14 protein-coding genes are annotated in these 20732 nt (G+C 47.8%); all 14 read left to right on the top strand.

Going from position 1 to position 20732, the window contains the following annotated elements:
* Positions 1-504: 504 nt before the first annotated feature.
* The 14 genes from BUE76_RS17085 to BUE76_RS17020 all read left to right on the top strand — a co-directional run bounded on the left by BUE76_RS17085 (position 505) and on the right by BUE76_RS17020 (position 20720).
* Positions 505-2931 carry an SLBB domain-containing protein gene (locus BUE76_RS17085; RefSeq protein ID WP_073043048.1) on the top strand — a complete coding sequence of 809 codons (2427 nt, stop codon included), beginning with the start codon at positions 505-507 and terminating at the stop codon, positions 2929-2931.
* A 204-nt stretch (positions 2932-3135) separates the two neighbouring features.
* Positions 3136-4188 (top strand): hypothetical protein, encoded by a 1053-nt coding sequence (locus BUE76_RS17080; protein ID WP_143157296.1) that lies wholly within the window; start codon positions 3136-3138, stop codon positions 4186-4188.
* A gap of 314 nt (positions 4189-4502) precedes the next feature.
* Positions 4503-6416: a polysaccharide biosynthesis protein gene (locus tag BUE76_RS17075; RefSeq protein ID WP_073043043.1), complete on the top strand. Its 1914-nt coding sequence runs from the start codon at positions 4503-4505 to the stop codon at positions 6414-6416.
* Entirely contained in the window at positions 6376-7950 is a 1575-nt protein-coding gene (locus BUE76_RS17070; RefSeq protein WP_143157295.1) for a capsule assembly Wzi family protein, read from the top strand. Before BUE76_RS17075 ends, BUE76_RS17070 begins: the two co-directional genes overlap by 41 nt.
* A gap of 234 nt (positions 7951-8184) precedes the next feature.
* The gene (locus BUE76_RS17065) at positions 8185-9591 is read left to right on the top strand and encodes a capsule assembly Wzi family protein (protein ID WP_073043039.1); all 1407 of its coding nucleotides are present in this window, start codon (positions 8185-8187) and stop codon (positions 9589-9591) included.
* A 4-nt stretch (positions 9592-9595) separates the two neighbouring features.
* The gene (locus BUE76_RS17060; RefSeq protein ID WP_143157294.1) at positions 9596-10255 is read left to right on the top strand and encodes a hypothetical protein; all 660 of its coding nucleotides are present in this window, start codon (positions 9596-9598) and stop codon (positions 10253-10255) included.
* Positions 10256-10278: 23 nt separating this feature from the next.
* On the top strand, positions 10279-11541 hold the full coding sequence (locus BUE76_RS17055) for a lipopolysaccharide biosynthesis protein (RefSeq protein WP_083596508.1): 1263 nt from the start codon (positions 10279-10281) through the stop codon (positions 11539-11541).
* On the top strand, positions 11531-12499 hold the full coding sequence (locus tag BUE76_RS17050; RefSeq protein WP_073043033.1) for a glycosyltransferase family 2 protein: 969 nt from the start codon (positions 11531-11533) through the stop codon (positions 12497-12499). Before BUE76_RS17055 ends, BUE76_RS17050 begins: the two co-directional genes overlap by 11 nt.
* A gap of 3 nt (positions 12500-12502) precedes the next feature.
* Entirely contained in the window at positions 12503-13888 is a 1386-nt protein-coding gene (locus tag BUE76_RS17045) for an O-antigen ligase family protein (RefSeq protein WP_073043031.1), read from the top strand.
* The gene (locus BUE76_RS17040) at positions 13860-14990 is read left to right on the top strand and encodes a glycosyltransferase family 4 protein (protein ID WP_083596506.1); all 1131 of its coding nucleotides are present in this window, start codon (positions 13860-13862) and stop codon (positions 14988-14990) included. Before BUE76_RS17045 ends, BUE76_RS17040 begins: the two co-directional genes overlap by 29 nt.
* Before the next feature lie 3 nt (positions 14991-14993).
* On the top strand, positions 14994-16211 hold the full coding sequence (locus BUE76_RS17035; protein ID WP_073043027.1) for a glycosyltransferase family 4 protein: 1218 nt from the start codon (positions 14994-14996) through the stop codon (positions 16209-16211).
* Entirely contained in the window at positions 16208-16978 is a 771-nt protein-coding gene (locus BUE76_RS17030) for a WecB/TagA/CpsF family glycosyltransferase (protein ID WP_073043025.1), read from the top strand. The genes BUE76_RS17035 and BUE76_RS17030 overlap by 4 nt, the downstream gene beginning before the upstream one ends.
* Positions 16979-16982: 4 nt before the next feature.
* On the top strand, positions 16983-18383 hold the full coding sequence (locus BUE76_RS17025; protein WP_073043023.1) for an undecaprenyl-phosphate glucose phosphotransferase: 1401 nt from the start codon (positions 16983-16985) through the stop codon (positions 18381-18383).
* Positions 18384-18428: 45 nt separating this feature from the next.
* Complete coding sequence (locus BUE76_RS17020; RefSeq protein WP_073043021.1) at positions 18429-20720, top strand: SLBB domain-containing protein; 2292 nt, start codon at positions 18429-18431, stop codon at positions 20718-20720.
* Positions 20721-20732: the final 12 nt, after the last annotated feature.

Raw genomic sequence — 20732 nt, 5'->3', positions numbered from 1 at the left:
AGTTGGTAGAGCAATACACTTTTAATGTATGGGCCCTGGGTTCGAGTCCCAGCCGGATCACAAAAAAGCTTCTGAATTTCAGAGGCTTTTTTTATGCCCCTACACAAGGCCAATGATTTTGCAACCATGCGTTCTTTTCCCTACCTCTTATCCTACAAACGGCCTAGGTAAAATCATATAAGTAACCCTGAGGAAAGTACTTTGCTTTTTAGACCGATGCCCATTTCCACCGCTGCATGGTCTTTAGGCCAATACACCAGATTGATTAAAGGTGAATTTGTTTAAACAGGCAGATGTGATAGTTCAACGGCAGGATGTGCTTCCTGAGCGATAGTATGCTGATTAGTAATTTTATATATGAAGCTTATTTGCCTTGAACCATTACCTTTGCGGCCCAAGGGTATGCTGGCCTTTTCCCGGTTCCTTGTGTTTACATCACTTAGCCAAAACTGGACTAAAAAAAGAAGCCAGCTGGTGGTTAATGGATAAAAAATCCATTGGAATATGAATATGCTCAAGAGCTTTCTACTGGTAATCTTATGTTTTTTTCTTTCTGCTGCACAGGCACAACAACTTCCTGCTGATTTAAGTAACTATACGGCAAGTCAGATTTCAGATACCCAATTGCGCCAGTTGCTGGCACAGGCAAAGCAAAGCAATTACACCATTGATGAAATCGGCAACGAAATGCTGCGCCGTGGTTTTCCGCAATCTGAACTGGCCATCCTGAAACAAAGGGCTGCAGAGTTGGAGGGTGGAACAAGCCAGCAGGAAGAGGATTCTGAGGTAGAGGAAAAAAAGCCAACGAATACCAAGCGCACTGCTCCCAAAGTAAAACAACCCGACTTTGAGAAGGAAGGATATTTTGCCACCAAATCAAAGCTTTTTGGCGCTGAACTGTTTACCAGTCAGGATCTTTCCTTTGAGCCGGACATGCGGATGGCTACGCCTAAAAATTACATAGTTGGTCCTGACGATGAACTGATTCTGAATGTTTACGGACTCAATATGTCGCAACAAACCCTGAAGGTTTCGCCAGATGGTACCGTAAACGTGAAGTATGCAGGTGTGGTGTATGTAAACGGCCTTACCGTAGAAGCCGCCGCTGCCAGCATTCGCAGCCGCCTAGTGCGGTATTATCCCGGGCTTAATTCCGGTGCTACCAAGCTTAATTTGTCGCTTGGCAGTATTCGCAGCATCCGGGTGATTATGATTGGTGCCATCAAACGTCCGGGCACCTATACTTTGCCCTCTCTTGCAAGCCTATTCAATGCTTTGTATGTTAGCGGTGGCCCTGCGGAAAACGGGTCGCTCCGCAATATTGAACTGATCAGGGGAAATAAGAAGGTTGCCAATGCAGACCTGTATGATTTTCTTGTAAAGGGTGACCTTAGTGGCAATGTGCGTTTGGAAGACAATGATGTGATCCGCGTGCCATTTGCCGAAACACTGGTAACCATTAATGGCCTGGTAAACCGGCCGGGCATTTTTGAAATGAAGCAAAGGGAAAGCCTTTACGATGCACTTCAGTTTGCAGGTGGTTTTAAGAGCGCTGCCTTCAGGGGCCGTATTACCGGTACGCGCATTGCTGAACTGGAGCGCATGGTAGTGGACGTTGCAGGCGATTCTTTGAAAACTTTCCAGCCTTTCAATGGCGATGAGTTTTTTATCGATTCCGTAATCAGCCGGTACCAGAACCGCGTGGTGATCAGCGGTGCTGTATTCAAGCCCGGTCCTTATGCCCTCAGCAATGGCATGAACCTGAGACAACTCATTGAAAAAGCACAGGGTTTGAAGGAAGACGTATTTACAGGTCGCGCCATCCTGGTGCGCACCCGCCCTGATCTTTCAAAGCAATATATAGATGTCGAACTCAAACCCATCATGAATGGATTGAGTGACGGCCTGCAACTGCAGCGGGAGGATAGTATCCGGATCGCCAGCATTTTCGATCTGCGCGACTCCGCTACCGTAACCATCAATGGTGCGGTACGCAAACCCGGTACCTTCCGTTTTGAAGACAGCCTCTCGCTGAAGTCACTCATCCTGAAAGCCGATGGCTTTTCAGAAAACGCAACAGGCATGGGTATAGAAGTTTCCCGCCGCAAGCGTGATATGGATGTTGTAAAACCCGGCGCTTCTATTGTTGAAATCATCCGCATTGATGATACCAAGGAGCTCAGCAAGGGTTCTCAGGATGTGATCCTCCAGCCTTTCGACATCGTAACTATCAAAGAAGATCCATTTTACAAGAAGCAAATCAGCGTAACGGTAAGCGGCGAAGTGCTGATGCCTGCTGTTTACACGCTGCAAAGCAGGGAGGAGCGGCTGAGTTCGCTCATTAACCGGTCGGGAGGCTTGTTGTACACCGCCAATGTAGATGGTGCAAAACTTGTTCGCATGAGGAAGGAGAAGGTTGATACGGCTGAGATCAAAAGGTTGTTTCAGTCGGTATCTAAAGATACAACCGTTGATGATAGGAACATTACTGATAAACGAACCACCGAAGTAGCCATCAACCTAGGGTTTATTTTAAAACACCCGGGAAGTGCCGATGATATTACCCTTGAAGAAGGCGATGAACTTATCATACCGCGAATCAATAATACTGTGCGGGTAGCAGGCGAGGTGTTCAAGCCCCTCGATATTATGTATGAGCGGGGTAAAAGCATGCGGGATTATATCGATGATGCCGGCGGTGTAACTGCCAATGGTAAAAAGGCGCGCACTTTTGTAATTTATCCCAATGGCAGTTCGGCCAAGCGCAGGATGGTACTCGGACTCTTTCCCAACTATCCAAAAGTAACACCTGGTTCACAGGTATTTGTTCCGGCAAAACCAGAAAGGAAAGGTTTTGATCTAGCAAAGGCAGGGGTGTTGATCTCTGCATTAACTGCAATGGTTACAGCCTTTTCGCTGATCTCCCGGTAATTTTGGTTTTTGCTTTATGGGAGCTATTGGCTTTTTTTGCTATTGGTCAATTAAGTTTTTGCTTTAAGCGGAAGCAAATCACTTCCGGCGGCCTAGCATTTTGGGGCTCAGGTGGCGAAGCTCTGCCTAAGATTAACTGTTATATTAATTTAGACAAAAGAAAAGGCCGGACTGCATGTCCATAATTTCATGCATCCTTTGTTTATGGAAAATCAGGGAAAGGCGTCAGAAATAAGTTTGAAAGAAATACTAACGCAAATAGGTAGCACGGTCCGATATTTGGGAAAACACTGGTTTAAAATATTCCTAGTTGGTTTTATTGGTGCAGGTTTAGGCTTTACACTGGCTTATTTTAAAACAACAAAATATATTTCCCGAACAACTTTTGTTGTAGAGGAAAGTAAAAGCGGAGGTGGCGGGCTAGCCTCCCTTGCAGGGCAGTTTGGTGTAGACCTTGGGGGATCTTCGGGTGGAGGGGTTTTTTCTGGTGATAATATTCTTCTGTTTTTAAGGAGTCAGAGTCTGGTTCAGGAAACCTTACTATCAAACTATGGTGACGGAAACCAAACCTTAGCTGACCGGTATGCACAGGTGTACGGTTTAAAGGACAAATGGAAGAAGAAATTTAATGGACGAGAAGTCCTTTTTGATACTACCGATACACAAAAGTCAGATCGGGTGGCCGATAGCCTGTTGCAAAAGATTGCAGAAGGAGTAGTTAAGAATGAACTTTCAGTAACACGCCCAGATAAAAAAGCAACCTTTGTAGAAGTCAGGGCGGTAATGCGGGATGAAGAACTGTGCCAAGTATTTAATGACCGGCTTGTAGCATTAGCAATCCAAAAATATGTCAGCTCGAAGGTTAAATTAAAGGCTGCCAATGTCAGAAGCCTTCAGAAAAGAGCTGATAGTTTGGAAGGTTTACTGAACGTGCGCACTTATAATGCTGCTGCAAGTCAACAATCATTGCTCGACATCAACCCCGGTTTACGAGCTGCCACCGCTGCTCCTGAAATAAAAACCCGGGAAAAAGCAACAGTCACTGCCATATACACTGAAGTAGTTAAAAACCTAGAACTTTCAAAAACAATCCTTAACCAGGAAACGCCAACTATTGAAATTGTTGATCATAGTAGTTACCCATTGGTTCAGGATAAACCCAGCAAAATTGTTTGGATGGTGATAGGAGCATTTTTAGCTTCCTTCTTTTTTATCATAATTTTGCTTGCACGCCATTGGTGGCGCCAAGTAGCATAGGTTTACAAAACAAAGACCATAAAAGCGCTACACAGGCGTAAATGGGCTTGAGTTTCATAATGTATTATAGTACGAACCAAATGAAATAACCAAACTAAACTGACTGTTAATGATGCTTAATCTATCCTCCTTTCTTCTCAAAACTCGAAACTGGTATTTGCAGCATTTAAATTACCGGACCTGAACTCCTGTGTTTATTAAAGCTGATAGGAACCAATTCACTTAATAAGGTACGATTTGCCAACTGGATTTTGAGCTAATTTTTAAACCTCACTTCCGAATATAAATCGTTCTTAAGATAAAGACCCTTGTTTATGAAACAAAGAGTTGAATACTGGGTATATAGCTTGATTGAAGAGCGGATCATTCCAAGGTGGGTGATTATGTTGCTTGATATAGGCATACTGCTGATATCACTTCTTGTCTCTTATTTTCTTCGTTTTAACCTGAAGGTGGAAGCTATATGGATTGAACAATTTAACCAGGTTGTTGGGTATTACCTCTTGGGGCACATAGTTACTTTCTTGGTGATGAAAACCTATGCCGGCATGGTGCGGTTTACTGGTTTACAGGATGCATTAAGAATTACTGCCGCTGTGACTATTGCCCATTGTTTTGGCTGGGTTTATCAATCCATGAATATTGGTGATGTTTCGGTATCAGTGCTATTTATAAATTTTTTTATTGCCAACTTCCTGCTCATAAGCTATCGACTTTCGGTTAAATCATCTTTTTCTTACCTGAGCAGCCGGCCTAATGCCAGCCGCAAAGCACTCGTGTATGGTGCTTCTGAAACAGGAATTGCAGCCAAGCGCATTTTGTCCTCTAATAAAAATCTTTCTGCGCATGTATCTGGCTTTATTGACGACAACCATTATAAGGTAGGACGGAAATTAGATGGTGTACCTGTGTTTCACAGTTCGCAACTAAACGAGCTTATTGAGGCGCACCACATCGATACCTTGGTTTTGGCGCTTCCAAAATTGTCGGTAGAGCGGAAGCAGCAAATAATGGAAGATTGTTTGCAACTGGGTGTAAAAACAATGGGCGTGCAGATGGTGAATGGTGTGGGCACCGGTGAGTTGAAAGCTGCCGATATCCGGGAGTTGAACATTGAAGACCTACTGGAGCGGGAGGCCATCGAAGTGAAAAATGATCTTCTTTCACTGGAATTGCACGGAAAAGTAATCTTGGTTACCGGGGCTGCCGGATCAATTGGTAGTGAGCTTGTAAGGCAAATACTCAAGTTTAATCCTTCTAAATTAATATTGTTGGATATTGCTGAATCGCCTTTGCATGAATTTTCTCTTGAGCTCAAAGAGAAATTTGCTTTTCATGATTTTATATGTTGTATCGGTGATGTACGCAATGCAAGCAGGCTTCAACACCTCTTTACTAATTACAGTCCCGAAATAGTTTTTCATGCTGCCGCTTACAAGCATGTGCCTTTAATGGAAAACAATCCATCGGAAGCTATTTTGACCAACGTTAAAGGCACCTGCCTCCTGGCCGACGAATCGCTGCGGCATGGTGTAAAACGCTTTATTATGGTTTCTACAGATAAGGCTGTTAACCCAACTAATGTGATGGGGGCTTCAAAGCGAATTGCCGAAATCTATGTTCAATCGCTTTGCCAGTATCATCGGCATTCGCGAACCCGTTTTATTACAACCCGGTTTGGCAATGTACTTGGTTCCAACGGTTCGGTGATTCCTCGTTTTAAGCAACAAATTGCTTCTGGTGGGCCTATCACCATTACCCATCCGGAAATTACCCGCTACTTTATGACTATTCCAGAAGCCTCCCAGTTGGTAATGGAAGCGGCTATTATGGGCAAAGGGGGCGAAATTTTTGTATTTGATATGGGCCGTCCCGTGAAAATTTTGGACCTGGCCCGAAAAATGATCAAACTCAGTGGTTTTCAACCAGACAAGGATATTGAGATTTGTTTTACTGGTCTGCGTCCTGGCGAAAAACTTTACGAAGAATTGCTCTGTAATGCCGAAAATACTCTGCCCACTTATCATGATAAAATAATGATTGCAAAAACCCGGCAGTTGGATTATGAATACAGTAAGCGAATCATAGATGAACTTATTACTGTAGCTGCCGAAATGGGGTCTGAACTTGAAGTAGTATCGCGGATGAAATTGCTTGTTCCGGAATTTATCAGTAATAATTCACCGTTTGAACTCATTGATCAAAGGGCTAAAGCCAAAATCAATTAAGCAACATTTTGTGAAGGGACTGCTTTTAGGCTTTTCTTTTTTGATCTGTGGTACCGCCTGGGGGCAAACTTTGCCTGTAGGTTCTTGGGGTGAGCAGCTATTGCGAACAGCGCAAATTACCAATCAAAGCAAGGACAGCAGTAACATGGTAAGCCGTCCACTTGGGTTGGCATCCCTTGATTCTTCCGAAACTTTACGCAGTCTTGTTCTTGGCAACTTCAGGTTATCGCGTAGCCGCAACATATACTTTGGTTTACTTCCGATAGCATGGAAGCAACAGGAAGTTACCCATCATCCAATTTTCGCCAATGATGGCGCTATGATACCTGCTAAAGGTTATCAAACCATGCTTTCTGCAGGTTTGTATGGCAGATTGGGCCCCTTGCAGGTGCAACTAAACCCCGAATTTGTTTATGCCGGTAATCCGCCTTATAAAAATGCACCGTTTTTTGGGGGGGCAACGAAAGGCAACTACCGTAAAATATTTGCCGGGCAATCCGATGCCGGACTTCACGCAGGTCCATTTGCGGTAAGTGTGTCAACTGAAAATTTGTGGTGGGGGCCAGGTGTTCATGGCTCCTTGCTGATGACCAATCAGGCTCCAGGATTTTTACATGCAAAATTGCACACTACAAGGCCTTTCAAAACGCCAATCGGGAGTTTTGAATTTAGTTTGATCGGGGGAATTCTGTCTAGCGATTCCACACGTCCGTTTGACAACGAATGGTTGCAGTACCAAACCCATATGCCTGCGGATAGATACCTGAATGGTTACGTATTTAGTTACCAGCCTAAGTTCATAAAAGGGTTGAGCGTAGGGGTGACCCGGGCCATACAGCAATATAAAAAGGATGTTTCTGCTTCAAGCGGTAATTTCCTGAACAAGTATCTGCCCATTTTACTTAAGGCAGCCAAAAAGAATAATGCATCTGATGATGACCTTATGAACACCGACCAACTGGCTTCAATATTTTTCAGGTGGCAGTTTCGGAAAGCTAAGGCTGAAGTATATTCTGAGTTTGGTTATAACGATTATAAAGCCAATACCCGTGATTTTGTGCTCAATTTGCCCCATGCAGCAGCATACCTTGTGGGCTTCCGGAAAGGATTTGTGTTATCCGATAGTACATTACTGGAAATCGGTTTTGAGGTTGCGCAACTTTCTGAATCTCCCGACCGCCTTGTCAGGGGAGCTGGAAATTGGTATGAGCATGGTGGCATATTTGAGGGATACACCCATCAAAACCAGGTGATGGGAAGTGCATTTGCTTCCAATACCCAAACCTTACAGGTCGCCTTTCAAAAAGGCCTCCAACGAACCAGCTTCCTTTTCCAACAGGCTCAACGGTATCCGCTTTTTCAAAACATCTATTGGAACGATTACCAATTAACTGCCAGGCATGGCAGGTTGTTTCGCCAGCTATACTTGTTTGGCCAGGTTCAAATAGTACGCAGCATGAATTACGGCTGGGAACACGGCCAAAATGTTACCCAGCTGCTGTTAGCTACGGGCATACATTACAATTTTAATTAAAAATCCTTGGTTCGCCTTCTTTGTTTTTATTCCCTTCTTTTTTTTACATCTGCAGCAAAGGCTCAATCAGCACTTATTGCTAGGTTTCAAGAGCTATCACGTTATCAGCAGTTAGTTGGTGCTGATTCGATAGCCAGTGCAGGTTTGGTAAATGCGCATACAGCTTTATTGTATTCAGATACACCACGCAAGGTCAGTAGCAGCATCAGGCGAAATGGGTTTGAATTGGCATTGATGCCGGTAACGCTTACTTACCATCACAACAGCGAACTGCCATTTGATTATAATTTGGGATCGATGGTGCCGGCAAAAGGAATGCAGTACCAGGTAAGTGGCGGCTTTAGGATAACGCATAAAAGCGGTGTTCAGCTAAAATTGATGCCCGAATGGGTAGGGGCCCAGAACCAGCCATTTGAAACCATGAGCCAGGAGTTGAATCCACAACTATGGCGCGACTATTTTCTTTTTAAGTATAACGTTACCGACATTCCGGAGCGTATGGCTGCAACGCCATACCGAAAGTTTTTACCCGGGCAGTCTTATTTGAGATACTCCAAAGCAAACCTCAACTTTAGCATTTCCACCGAAAGCAAGTGGTGGGGCCCAGGATATCGCAATGCTTTGGTTCTGAGTAGCAATGCACCAGGATTTCTGCACTTTTCGGTTGCTACCAACAAGGCCATACAAACCAGGTGGGGTAAAATCGAAGGCGAGTTCATATCCGGAGTATTAGCGGAATCTGGTGTAATGCCTCCCAGGCGGTATACGGCTTTTGATGGACAGTTCTTATATCTGGATAAAAATCTTCAAAACCGTTACATCACCGGTATAACCCTGCAATGGCAACCCCGGTGGGTTAAAGGAATCAGCCTGGGAATAGCCAAGGCATCCTATCTGTACCCTTCCGATATCCTATCACCGTTGGACATTCTGCCCCTGCAAGGGATCTTGGGAGCTGAGCTTACCGGTGCTGAAAGGAAAGGCTTGAAGGCGTCTTTAGGAAGCTTTTCTTTGCGATACTTATTGAATAAAGAGCAGGCTGAAGTTTACCTGGAATATGGCCGTCAAAACAAGGCTGCCATGCCTTGGAACGCACTCGATAATAAGCCACAGCGCTCTGGCTTTGTTTTGGGCCTGCGTAAGTTGCAGCCCATCAATCCACATGCCGGTGCTATCATGTTGGGAGCAGAGATCACGCAACTACAGCTCAACCGGGCTGACTTGCTTGCCCCAGGCGCCAGTTGGTACACACATTCCCATGTACTACAAGGCTACACCCATTTGGGCAAATCCCTTGGCGCTGGTATCGGGCCAGGCGGCAATAGCCAAATAATTGATATTAGCTGGATTAAAAAACAAAAAAGAGTTGGTATTCAACTTGAACGGTTGAAACACAATTCCGACTACTACTACGCCGCCATGACCTACCTCGGTGATTTCCGCCGCCACTGGGTGCAAATAGGCACTACCCTTAAAGCAGATTGGGATTTTGGTCCCATTAGCCTGCATGGTAATTTAGGTATGATCCGCAGCCTCAACCACCAGTGGATTGTGGTAGAAGCCCGTCCCAACTATTATTTCGCAGCAGGCAACGAATACCTCAATATTGCCAGCCAGCTCAGTGTTCGCTACCGGTTCTGATTGTATGCAAAAACTAGTTTTCCCAATTGCTGCCTTGCTGTTTTTGTTCTCCTGCACTAAGAACCTGACAGAGCGTAAGCCGGTTTATTTCAATGATTTTGAAAGCGGCAACCTGCTGGATATTGAAATTTCGGACCGCAGCGGAAGGGTTAGCTCCAACCAGATCACCACTTACAATGGCAATAAGGTGCTGGGCCCATTCAACAATGGTAAGTATGTGCAGTTTACCATTGATACAATGCCCCTGCATAATCGCATCAAGATTGAGTTTGACCTTTATATTCATGATAACTGGACAGGTAACCAAATACCTCCTGGACATAGCCTGCCCGATTATTGGGTTTTGGAGGTGGATGGTTCTTATCCCATCTTTACCACCTTTTCCAATATTGCGGGTCTGCCCCAAAGCTTTCCGCTGAATTATGAGGCAGGTGTTAATCCTTTTCCCGCAAAGGGAAATTCCTGGGTAATAGGGCTTCCGGGTGCCTGCACCCCGGCAGCATCGGGGAATGGTACCACCTTGTATAAAGTGGATCTTTTCCATTTCCATAATTTTCACAGGGCCCGCGTATCCTTCACCGACCAGATGCGTTTGGAACTGCCGCTGTGCGAAAAAAGCTGGTCGATTGACAATGTGCGGGTAACTGCTATGGAGTTTAAATAAGCTTTCCCCAGAGAAAACGGCAGATGATGTGGCGTTCGGCTTCAATGGTAAAAGCTAAAAGTATTGCAACCAATTTTCTGCATCTGGGCATGATTCAGGTGTCCAATGCCTTGTTGCAACTCCTGCTGTTTCCGCTCATCATCCGCAATACCGGCCTGGAAGCCTTTGGGCTAGTGGTGGTGGCCAACTCCTTTGCGGCCCTTGCTGGCCTGCTGGTCAACTTTGGTACAAGCATTTCCGGCGTCCAGGCTGTGACATCTTTAAGAGGTGATCGCCATGCTCTTTCGGTGCTCTTCACCCAAACCATGCTGCTGCGCCTGCTGTTGTTGCTGCCCGTTGTTGGCTGCCTGCCTATGGTATACCTGCTGGCGCCACCATATTTTACGTACATTCTTCCTGCCTTTGTGCTGGTGGTTGCGGAAGCGCTCAACCCATTGTACTTTTTCAATGGACAGGAAAACCTGCTTCCATTCAATATGGCGAACCTGGCTGCGAAACTGGTATCAGCCTTATTAGTTTTGGTGTTTGTCAATGGCGCTGCCGATGCACCCTTGGTTAATCTGCTGCTTGGCCTTCCGGCTCTGTTGGCCTATATGGTTCTGAATATAGTTTTGTTCCGACAATACCAGTTACATTGGCAATGGCAGGGAGTTGCTGGCATGTGGCAAATGTTGCGTAAAAACATGCCTCTGACCGGTAACAACCTCGCGGTTCAGCTCCAACAGTCTTTTTTCTTGTTCGTGTTATCGGCAGCAGCTAGCCCACTGGTATTGGCTGGATATGCCATTATTGATAAAATTATCTGGGGTTTTCGCCTGGTGCTGATTGCATTTTCCAATGCGCTTTTTCCAAGGGCCGTTCAAATAGCTATAGTGGACCCAGCTATAGCGCGCCAGCGCAAAAAGCAAATCAATACCTTGCTCACCGTACTGTTTACCTTGGTTGCCCTTGTGCTATACCTTTTCCCATCCCAGGTGGTGTGGGTATTTTCGGGTACTGCCGAACCCCGGTCTGCTTCCCTGGTAAAGGCAATTTGCTGGGTGCCGCTGCTGGCTGCACTCAATACCTTAAATGTTTTGGAAATGCTGGTGCAGCACCGTTACAACCAGATTTTCCGGATCGCAATCCTGTTAACCCTGGTTACCATAACTGCATCCCTTCTGATCATTAAAGTAGCGGGTACCAACTACATTGGCTGGTACCCCTTTATTGTTGAAGCCGCCGCATTGGGTTTCTATACATTTTTTCTGTACCGCAACAAGAAGGAGGTGCGTCTTGCCGCTTAAACGTGTTGCTATTATTGTCATCCACCTGCATGGTTTTGAGGTTACCCACCACTGCCTGCTTTCCCTGCAGGCCAGCGGGTGTACCGATTTTGATGTAGTGCTGGTAGACAATGGTTCTTCCGATGGCTCTGGTGAGCAGTTGGAGGCTGCCCACCCGGAGGCAGTGGTACTACGTTCGGAGGTAAATACAGGCTTTACAGGGGGCAACAACCTGGGGCTGGTATACGCACTAGAGCAGGGCTATGAAATGGTGTTGCTCCTGAATAACGATACTTATGTAGCGAATGGGTTTTTGAATCTTTTGGTCCGGTACCTAGATACCCACCCTGAAACGGCCGCGGTGCAGCCAAAAATATATTTTCACCATGACCCCCAACTGTTGTGGAGTGCCGGTTCGTATTACAACCAGGTTTTGGGTTTTACCTATACCCGCGGGTTGAACAAAAAAGATCAACCTGCCTTTCAGCAGCCTTGTGCGGTCGATTGGATTTCAGGTTGCGCGATGCTGATACGCACCAGCGTGTTGCGGCGCACCGGGCTTTTTGCCCCTAACATGTTTCTTTACTTTGAAGATGTAGACCTGTCGTTCCGTTTAAGGAAGTTGGGATACAGGCTGGCCTATGTGCCGGCTTCGGCTATTTACCATATTGCAGGAGCTTCGGGTAAAAAAGAAGGACAAAAAAATACGGTGCAGCCCTTTGTGTATTATTATAATCTACGCAACAGGATTTGGATGTTGAAGAAGTATAGCGCCTGGTACCTGTTGCCAACCGTAGTGCTGGCAAATGGCGCATACATCTTTGCGCTGATGGGCTATTTCCTGCTCCGGGGCCGCACGCCTAAATTCAGGGCTGTGCTTCGTGCCATGAAGGATGGCATCAAAGGTCAAATACAAGACCCATCAGGAGTAAGCTATCTGCGGGTGGCGGCTCCGCACGAGGAGGCTGGATTGGCTTAAGCAATGGAGTTACTGGTGGCCATATTCCCCTTTTTTTTTGCCAGTGCTTTTGTTGCAGGCCTCCGGCAGTTGCTGCGGGGCAATGCCGCAGGGCTGATGGCCTTCATCGTTTTTGCCCTTCCGCTTTACTTTACCAGCCTTTCTGTTAGCTATATGCTGGGGCTGGGAACTTATATCCCGGTGCTGCAGGCTACCAAAGAGCTAATGGTTGTGGTGGCTTTGGCTGTTATTGTATGGCAACTAAACCGCCGGTTTAAGCCAACAACTACCGACTGGATTCTGATCCTGTATGTGGCGTATGCTGCGCTGTACCTTTTTGTGCCATCGGGATTTAGTTTCAAGGAGCGGTTATTGGCCTTCAAAGGGTTGGCTTTTTTCCCGGTCGTCTATTTTGCCGGAAGGCTGGTGGATCCTGGCCAAATAAACCTGCGCAAATGGCTGTCTTATATTTGTGTGGTAACCATTGTCGCTGGTGCCCTGGTGGCATATGAAGCACTTTCGGGCGAACACCTGCAGCAACATACCGGGTATGCTGACTACAACCTGAACTTCTTCAACATGGAGCCTGCAGGTAATTTCGGACTTACCTGGACCTTTGAAACAGGGTCCGGTCATAAACGATTTGCCAGCTTTTATTCCATGCCGCTGGAACATGCTGCTGCAACCCTTATTTCAGCATCGGCTATTTTTGCCCTCAGCTACAAGCGCTTGGGTAGGTTCAGGCTTTCTCCCTTGCTGATCGTGACTGCATTGGCAACCCTGCTGTCTATTGCTTTTGCACTTTCAAGGGCATCCTTTGTCGGCTATTTTATCATGTTGTACGTATATGCCTTTGCCGCAGGAAAGCGCAGCTGGCTAATGGGCATCAATGCCATGATAGGCGTTGGGGTGTTGGCCTGGATGGTTTGGATCAAGGGCGACATCCTCGGTTGGGTTCTGGAAACCATCCAGTTTGCCGATACTTCCAGCATGAGCCACCTGCTGGAATGGATTGATGGCATTCAGGCCATGATTGCCAACCCTTTTGGTTTGGGACTTGGTACCTCAGGACGCGTTTCCGGCGCATTTGGTGAAAATATCGGTGGCGAAAACCAGTTGATTATCATTGGCGTTCAGTTAGGATTTGTGGGGGTGGCGTTGTATGCTGCTGCTTACGTAACAGTTATTTGGAACGGGATTCTTGCCTTTCGCAACAGTAACGGGAAGGAAGCCCGACTTGGACTGATGTTGTTTTTGTCGCGGGTGGGCCTGATCATTCCGCTTTTTACTTCAGAAGTGGAGTCCTACATATACATTAGTTACCTGTTATGGTTTTTGTCGGGATTGTTGGTAAATATGCAGGTTAAAACGAAGCGTGTACATGCGGAAGCCATTGCGGTTGGGTATTGATACGAGGGATTTAAGAACCGCCATCAGCGGCCAGAAAACTTACCTGGAGGAGCTGGTCAGGGCTTTTAAAAATAGACAGAAAGCAGATATTGAGCTGGTACTGCTGGACACCAGGGTGCCTGCTTACCTCGGCAACCACCGGTACCTGCGCCTTGCCGAGCACCTGAACCTGCATTTTTGGAAGCAGGTGGTGTTGCCCCTGAAAGCCTGGTGGCGCCGCTGCGATGTATTGTTTACTACCGACTACCATGTGCCTTTTTTCCGCCCCGGTTTTAAAACAGTAACCGTTTTTCACGACGCCTTCTTTTTTGAAGACCCGGAACATTACAGCCCATTGTTCCTGAAGTTTTTTCACCGGGTAACTGTTCCGGCGGCAAAAAAGTGCAGCCATATTGTAGTGCCTTCAATCCATGTACAAAAAAAGCTGGAGCAATGGCTGCAGCTGCCGGCACAGAAGCTGGTACCGGTTTACGAAGCCCCAAAATCGATTCCAAAAAGTTCCTTTTCGCCGGAAGAAATTACCCGCAAACTGACAGATTGGGGCATTAGACAACATCCTTATATCCTCCATGTTGGGATGCTCAATAAAAGGAAGAATATCCCATTACTGATAGGTGCTTTCAACCAGGTGGCCAGCCGCTTTCCCGATATGCGCCTGGTACTGGCAGGCAGCCTCAACGATAAAGAACATATTAACGATCGGGAGCAGATACTTGCCGCCATAAGACTGTCGCCTTTTACCCAAAGGATTGTGCTAACCGGTTATGTGCCCGATGCCGATCTGTCCCTGCTTTACGGCCATGCTTCCCTTTATGTCTTCCCATCGCTGAACGAAGGGTTTGGCATCCCGGTGCTGGAAGCATTTGCCCATGGTGTGCCGGTGCTGGTGGCCGATAATTCCTGCCTGCCTGAAATTGGCGGAGATGCGGTGCTGACCTTTAACCCTAAAGACACAGATGCGTTGGCGGACCAAATATCTACTGTACTTTCGAACCCTGCCTTGGCAGAAAAGATGAAACAGGCCGGCAAGGCCCGGCTTTCGCATTTCTCCTGGCAGAAGGCCGCCGGCGAACTGGCGGAATTGTTCAGGAGTATTGCCTGACTTATGAACCAACAGAACATCCTGATCATACACAACTATTATCGCCTTCGCGGGGGCGAGGACGCCGTGGTACAGCACGAAGTGGCTGCCTTGCGGCAGGCAGGTGCCATGGTTAAGGAGTTATACTTTCACAATCCTTCCAAAGAACGGGATCCTTTTAAAGGATGGAAACTCCTTTCCGGGCTCCTGTTCAACTGCAAAGCCTACCTAAAGGTTTTCCGCACCATCCGGCAACATAATATCCGGGTAGTGCATGTGCACAATAGTTTTTACCAGGCATCACCTTCGGTACTCTGGGCTGCCCGCCATGCGGGAGCAAGGGTAGTGGCTACCATCCACAACTACCGTTTGTTTTGTTTGAACGCCCTTTTTTTCCGCGATGGTGTTACCTGCACGGTGTGCGATGACCAGCAATCGTTCAAAGCCGGTATCCGGCATCGGTGTTTTCAGCAGTCGCGGATGAAGTCGGCTCTACTGGCTGCATCGCTGCGGCTACACCGGTTATTGGGCTCCTGGCAAAAGGCCGTGGACCAGTTTGTTATTATCAACCCGCTGATGCGGGAATACCTGTTGCATCAGGGTATTGATGCTGCAAAAATTTATTTTAAGCCCAACTTCATTTCCGATACTGCTTATAAAGGCTATGAACTTAGGGGCCGTCATTACTTGGCTGCCTGCAGGCTGGAGCCTGAAAAAGGCATAGCTGGTTTGTTGAAGGCATGGAAGGATATTACTGCACCCTTGCATATTGCAGGTGCCGGTTCGCTGCAGGATTTGGTTAAGCGCTCAGCCGTTGGGTCTATTTCTTACCTGGGTTTGCTCAGTCCCGGTGATATGAAGTTTCAGTTAAGCAATTGCAGGGCCCTGGTTTTTACTTCGCATTGGAAAGAAGGCATGCCGCTGAGTATTCTGGAGGCGATAGCTTCAGGCCTTATTTGCATAGCCCAGGAATCGGTAGCTACCCGCCAGTTAATACAAGATGGCATCACTGGGTTTTTGTATCGGGATGACCAACCTGGTAACACCCTTGCTGACAAGGTAGAGCTGCTGGAGCAAATGTCCCTCGAGGAACGCAATACCTTGTCTATGGCAGCCCGCAGGTACTACGAAACCCATTTTTCTGTACTTCCGCACTTGCAGCACATTAGTGAAGTGTACCAGATGAACCTAAACACCCAAGCCGGTGCTCCCAGCAAAAGGCTACCCTCGCTTACACCATGAACGAAACCACCGCACCCAAAATTTTGATTGCCGGTACGGGCATCAGCAATGTTTCGCTGGCCGAAACCATGGATCTATTTGACCAGTGGATTGCCAGTGGCCAAAAGAAAAGGGTTTGTGTTACGCCGGTGAACTGTGTGGTTTGGGCCAACACCGATGCAGCGCTCCGTCGTATTTATAATGAAGCCGACCTCACCCTTTGTGATGGCGTACCGCTGTTGTGGTCTGCCCGTTTTTTAGGTAAAAAATTAAAAGGCCGGGTTACCGGGCTCGACCTTTTGCCCCAGTATGCTGCCCGTGCCGCTACAAAAGGCCACCGGATGTTTTTGCTGGGCGCAAAGGAAGGGGTAGGAGCCAGCCTTGCCCGCCATCTGGAGGCCACAAACCCGGGTACCCAAATTTGTGGTATCTATGTGCCCCCAATGATGAGCCGCTTTAGTGCGGAAGAAAATGATAAAATGATTGCTGCCGTCAACGCAGCGGCGCCTGATATTTTATGGGTGAGCCTTACAGCGCCCAAGCAGGATTTTTGGATTGCCGAAAATTTCCACCGCCTGAACGCCAAAGTGATGGTGGGTGTTGGAGGCGCATTTGAAGTGACTGCCGGCATGATAGAGCGGGCACCCGAATGGATGCAAAAAGCGGGTGCCGAATGGTTTTACAGGTTGCAAAAGGAACCCAAAAGGATGTGGCGGCGCTACCTGGTGGAAGCACCCCGGATTGTACCCATGCTCCTGAAACAAAGATTAGGAAAGCAAGCGAGCTGATGCCATGATGGTGAAGACACTTAAAGGATTTAAACTGCTGAAGTACGTGCTGGACTTACCCATGGTAAGTATGGCATTTCTGCTTGCGCTCCTCTGCTGGGGGCACCAGGAAGCCTATTTCTGGAGCAGTGTCCTTTTCCTGTTCTTTGCTACCCTTTTGTGGTACATCATTGGTTCGCTGACCCACCTGTACCGGGACCGCAGGTCCAATAAATTTGCTGAAGAGATCGTCTTTATATTGTACACCCTTGTGGTTTACCTTTTTGCATTAAGTGCGCTGGCATTTTATTTCCGCTATAGCCTGCCGCTAAATGCCCGTTTCCTGGCCCTGATGACCGCCTTGCTTTTTGTGCTGGTAACCATCCAAAAATACCTGCTACGCAAAATGGTGCATGCCGCTATTTTCCATGGCAAGCTCCACGAAAACCTGCTGATTGTAGGCGCTACCCCTTCGGCTCGCCACTTTTACGATACCATCAAGCAGTATTATTATTATGGGTATAAATGTGTGGGCTACCTCGATGACCATGCGGTAGCCCTCAACGGATGTGCCTATAAAGGAGGCGTAAAAGGACTGGGTTCCGTGCTGGCAAAACAGCAGGTAGACGAAGTGGTCATTGCGCTTCCCGATTTTGAACACGAAAAGATCCGCGACTGCGTGGATGTATGCGACCAATACCGCACCAAGGCCCGCATCATTCCCGATATGCAGCACTTGGGCTCCGCAGCTGCTACAGTAAACAATATCGGGCTGCAGCCGGTGATTTCCATCCGCGAGCTGCCACTGGATAAATATGAAAACCAGCTGTTGAAAAGGATCTTCGATGTGTTTTTTGCCACCTTTTTCTTTTTGTTTGTAGGCAGCTGGCTCATGCCCCTGATTGCACTGCTGATTAAACTCACTTCAAGTGGCCCCGTAATATTCAAGCAGGAACGGTGGGGCGTAAACAACAAAAAAATCACCTGTTATAAGTTTCGCACCATGGCTACGGGCGCAACCGAGGTGAATGCGCAGGGCGAATACCAGCAGGCTACTAAAGATGACCCCAGGGTAACGGAAATTGGTAAACTGCTGCGCAAAACCAATATGGACGAGCTGCCCCAGTTCTGGAACGTGCTGCTGGGCTCTATGAGCGTTGTAGGCCCCCGGCCGCATCCTACTCAACTCAATTTAGATTCCATGCACACGGTAGATAATTATATGCTCCGCCATATTGTGCGGCCCGGCATTACCGGTTGGGCCCAGGTAAACGGCTGCCGAGGCGAAACCCGCAGGGCCGGCGCCATGCAGCAGCGGGTGGACTATGACCTGTACTATATCCACCGGTGGACGTTTTGGTTTGACTGCCAGATCATATTACAAACTGTTATTAATATTTTGAGGGGTGACCAGAACGCTTATTAACCCGGTAATACCGATATTTGCGCCTCTTTTGTCCCTTTGAACAATATGAAATTCAATACCTCATTGCTGCGCTTCCTTGTTTTGGCCTGCTTGCTGTTGATACAGCTGGCTGGAGGCGCACAGCGCGGCAATAACCTTAACCTCTCCGACGATCAGCTGATGCAACTGGTAAAACAGGGGCAAAGCGCAGGCATGTCGGAAGCTGATATTATGAACCTGCTGGTGCAGCGGGGCATGTCGGCTACAGAGATAAGTGCCCTGAAAAAAAGACTCAGCGGTTTGCAGGGTGGGGCACGGGTGAATAATCCCAATGCCATCCGCAATGCCGATACCGCACGTTTTGAACGCGACAGCAACTGGGTGAAAGAGGTGCCTATTCCCCGCAAACCCAATCCTTATTTTGGTTACGAGTTTTTCAGCCGCACTGGTGTTAGTTACGAACCGGCTTTTAATACCAGCACTCCCGGAAACTATGTTTTAGGCCCAGGCGATGAACTCAATATCGATGTAACAGGGATGAACGAACGGTCTATAAGCCGGGTGGTAGACCGCGACGGAAGGGTGGAAATACCCCATGCCGGTTTTTTACAACTGAATGGCCTAAGCGTGGATGCTGCCCGCCAGCGCATCCGAAGCAAGTTGCTGAATGTATATCCTGCACTGGCCAGCGGCCGTACCCAGCTAAATGTTAGCCTGGGCAATGTGCGCTCTATTGGGATTACCGTGATTGGTGAAGCCGCTAACCCGGGTACTTACCGTGTTTCCGGGCTTTCCAGTCTTTTTAATATTTTATACTTGGCAGGTGGCCCCACCACTAATGGCTCGTTGCGCCGCATTGAACTGATCAGGGGCAATAGGGTAGTGGCCGAGATTGACTTCTACAGTTTCCTTGCAAAAGGTATCCTGAATAACAATATTCGCCTGGAAGATCAGGATGTTATTCGTTTCCCCGTTTATACAAAAAGAGTGGCACTTTCAGGTGCGGTAAAGCGACCTGCTATTTACGAGCTGCTGGAAAAGGAAACCCTTTCCGACCTGCTGGCCTATGCTGGCGGCACCGCCGACTCGGCACAAGAAACTGTTGCCAAGGTTGCGCAGTTAAATCAGTCGGAGCGCCGGTTCCGCGATGTTGCGCAGGCTGATTTTGCCTATTTTATACCACGCAATGCCGACTCCGTTTATTTTGAAAAATTGCAGGTGCGCTTCGCCAACCGCATTCACCTGCAGGGGGCTGTTGCCCGGCCCGGAGATTTTGAGTTGACAGACAATCTTACTGTAAAAGCATTATTGGAAAGGGCCAATGGGTTGCGGGAAGATGCATTTACCACCCGTGCCTTTATCAGGCGCCGGAATGGTGCTGAAACCGAAAGAAGCTTGATTCCTTTCAATCCAGCACAGGTAATGCGTGGACAGGGAGATATCAGGTTACAAAAAGACGATTCCGTTTTTATAGCGTCTAAAGACAATCTGCAAGTGATGCAGGTGATAACGATAGCCGGCAGTGTACAACAGCCCCGGTCCGTAACTTATCACCCGGGAATGACAGTAGAAGACGCAATCCTGATGGCAGGTGGCTACCTGCCCGATGCGGCCCTGCATCGCGTTGAAGTGTCACGGCTGGTGCGCAATGAAGCCGATACCCTGGCCAACCAACTGATGCAGGTAATTGCGCTTCAGGTGGACAGTACCCTGCAACCCGGCGGACAGGCTGCTGCCCATACCCTGCAACCGCTTGATCATATTTTTGTGCCCCGCCTGCTCAATTATCATAGCCTAGGTTCGGTAAGGCTGCGCGGTGAGGTGCTTTACCCCGGCGACTATGTGCTGGAACGCCGCAACGAAACGGTTCAGGAACTCCTGTCCCGCGCTGGCGGCATTACCCCGCTTGCCTCGGCTTCCAATGTACAGGTTTACCGCAACGGACTGCGGGTTGGTACCAACTTGTTTCAAGGAAAAGAACAGGCCTTCCTGTTGCTGCCCTCGGACAGTGTTTTTATTCCGCGCAACGATCCTTTTGTTGAAGTGATGGGGCAGGTGTTCAATCCCCAGATCGTAAGTTATCAGGGACGGCGGTTTATGTCGTATATATCGGCCGCAGGTGGGGCTACAGATGGCGGCAACCTCAAAAAAGCCTATGTGCAGTACAGCAATGGCATCAACCGTAAAACGCGACGCTTCCTATTTTTCCGGAACTATCCTTCTGTCAGGCCGGGTTCCCGGATCATTGTCCCGGAAGCACCCTTGGGTGGCCGTCGGGGAGTAAACTTCCTGGAAGTGTCGGCAGTAACTGGAATGCTAACCGCCCTGATCAGCCTGATCTCGGTACTGCGTAATTAATTTAATTAGAAG

It is taken from the genome of Cnuella takakiae (genome assembly GCF_001953305.1).
In the GTDB taxonomy this organism is placed as follows: domain Bacteria; phylum Bacteroidota; class Bacteroidia; order Chitinophagales; family Chitinophagaceae; genus Flavisolibacter; species Flavisolibacter takakiae.
The sequence above is the reverse complement of the archived record's forward strand: the minus strand, read 5'-3'. Positions and strand labels throughout refer to the sequence as shown.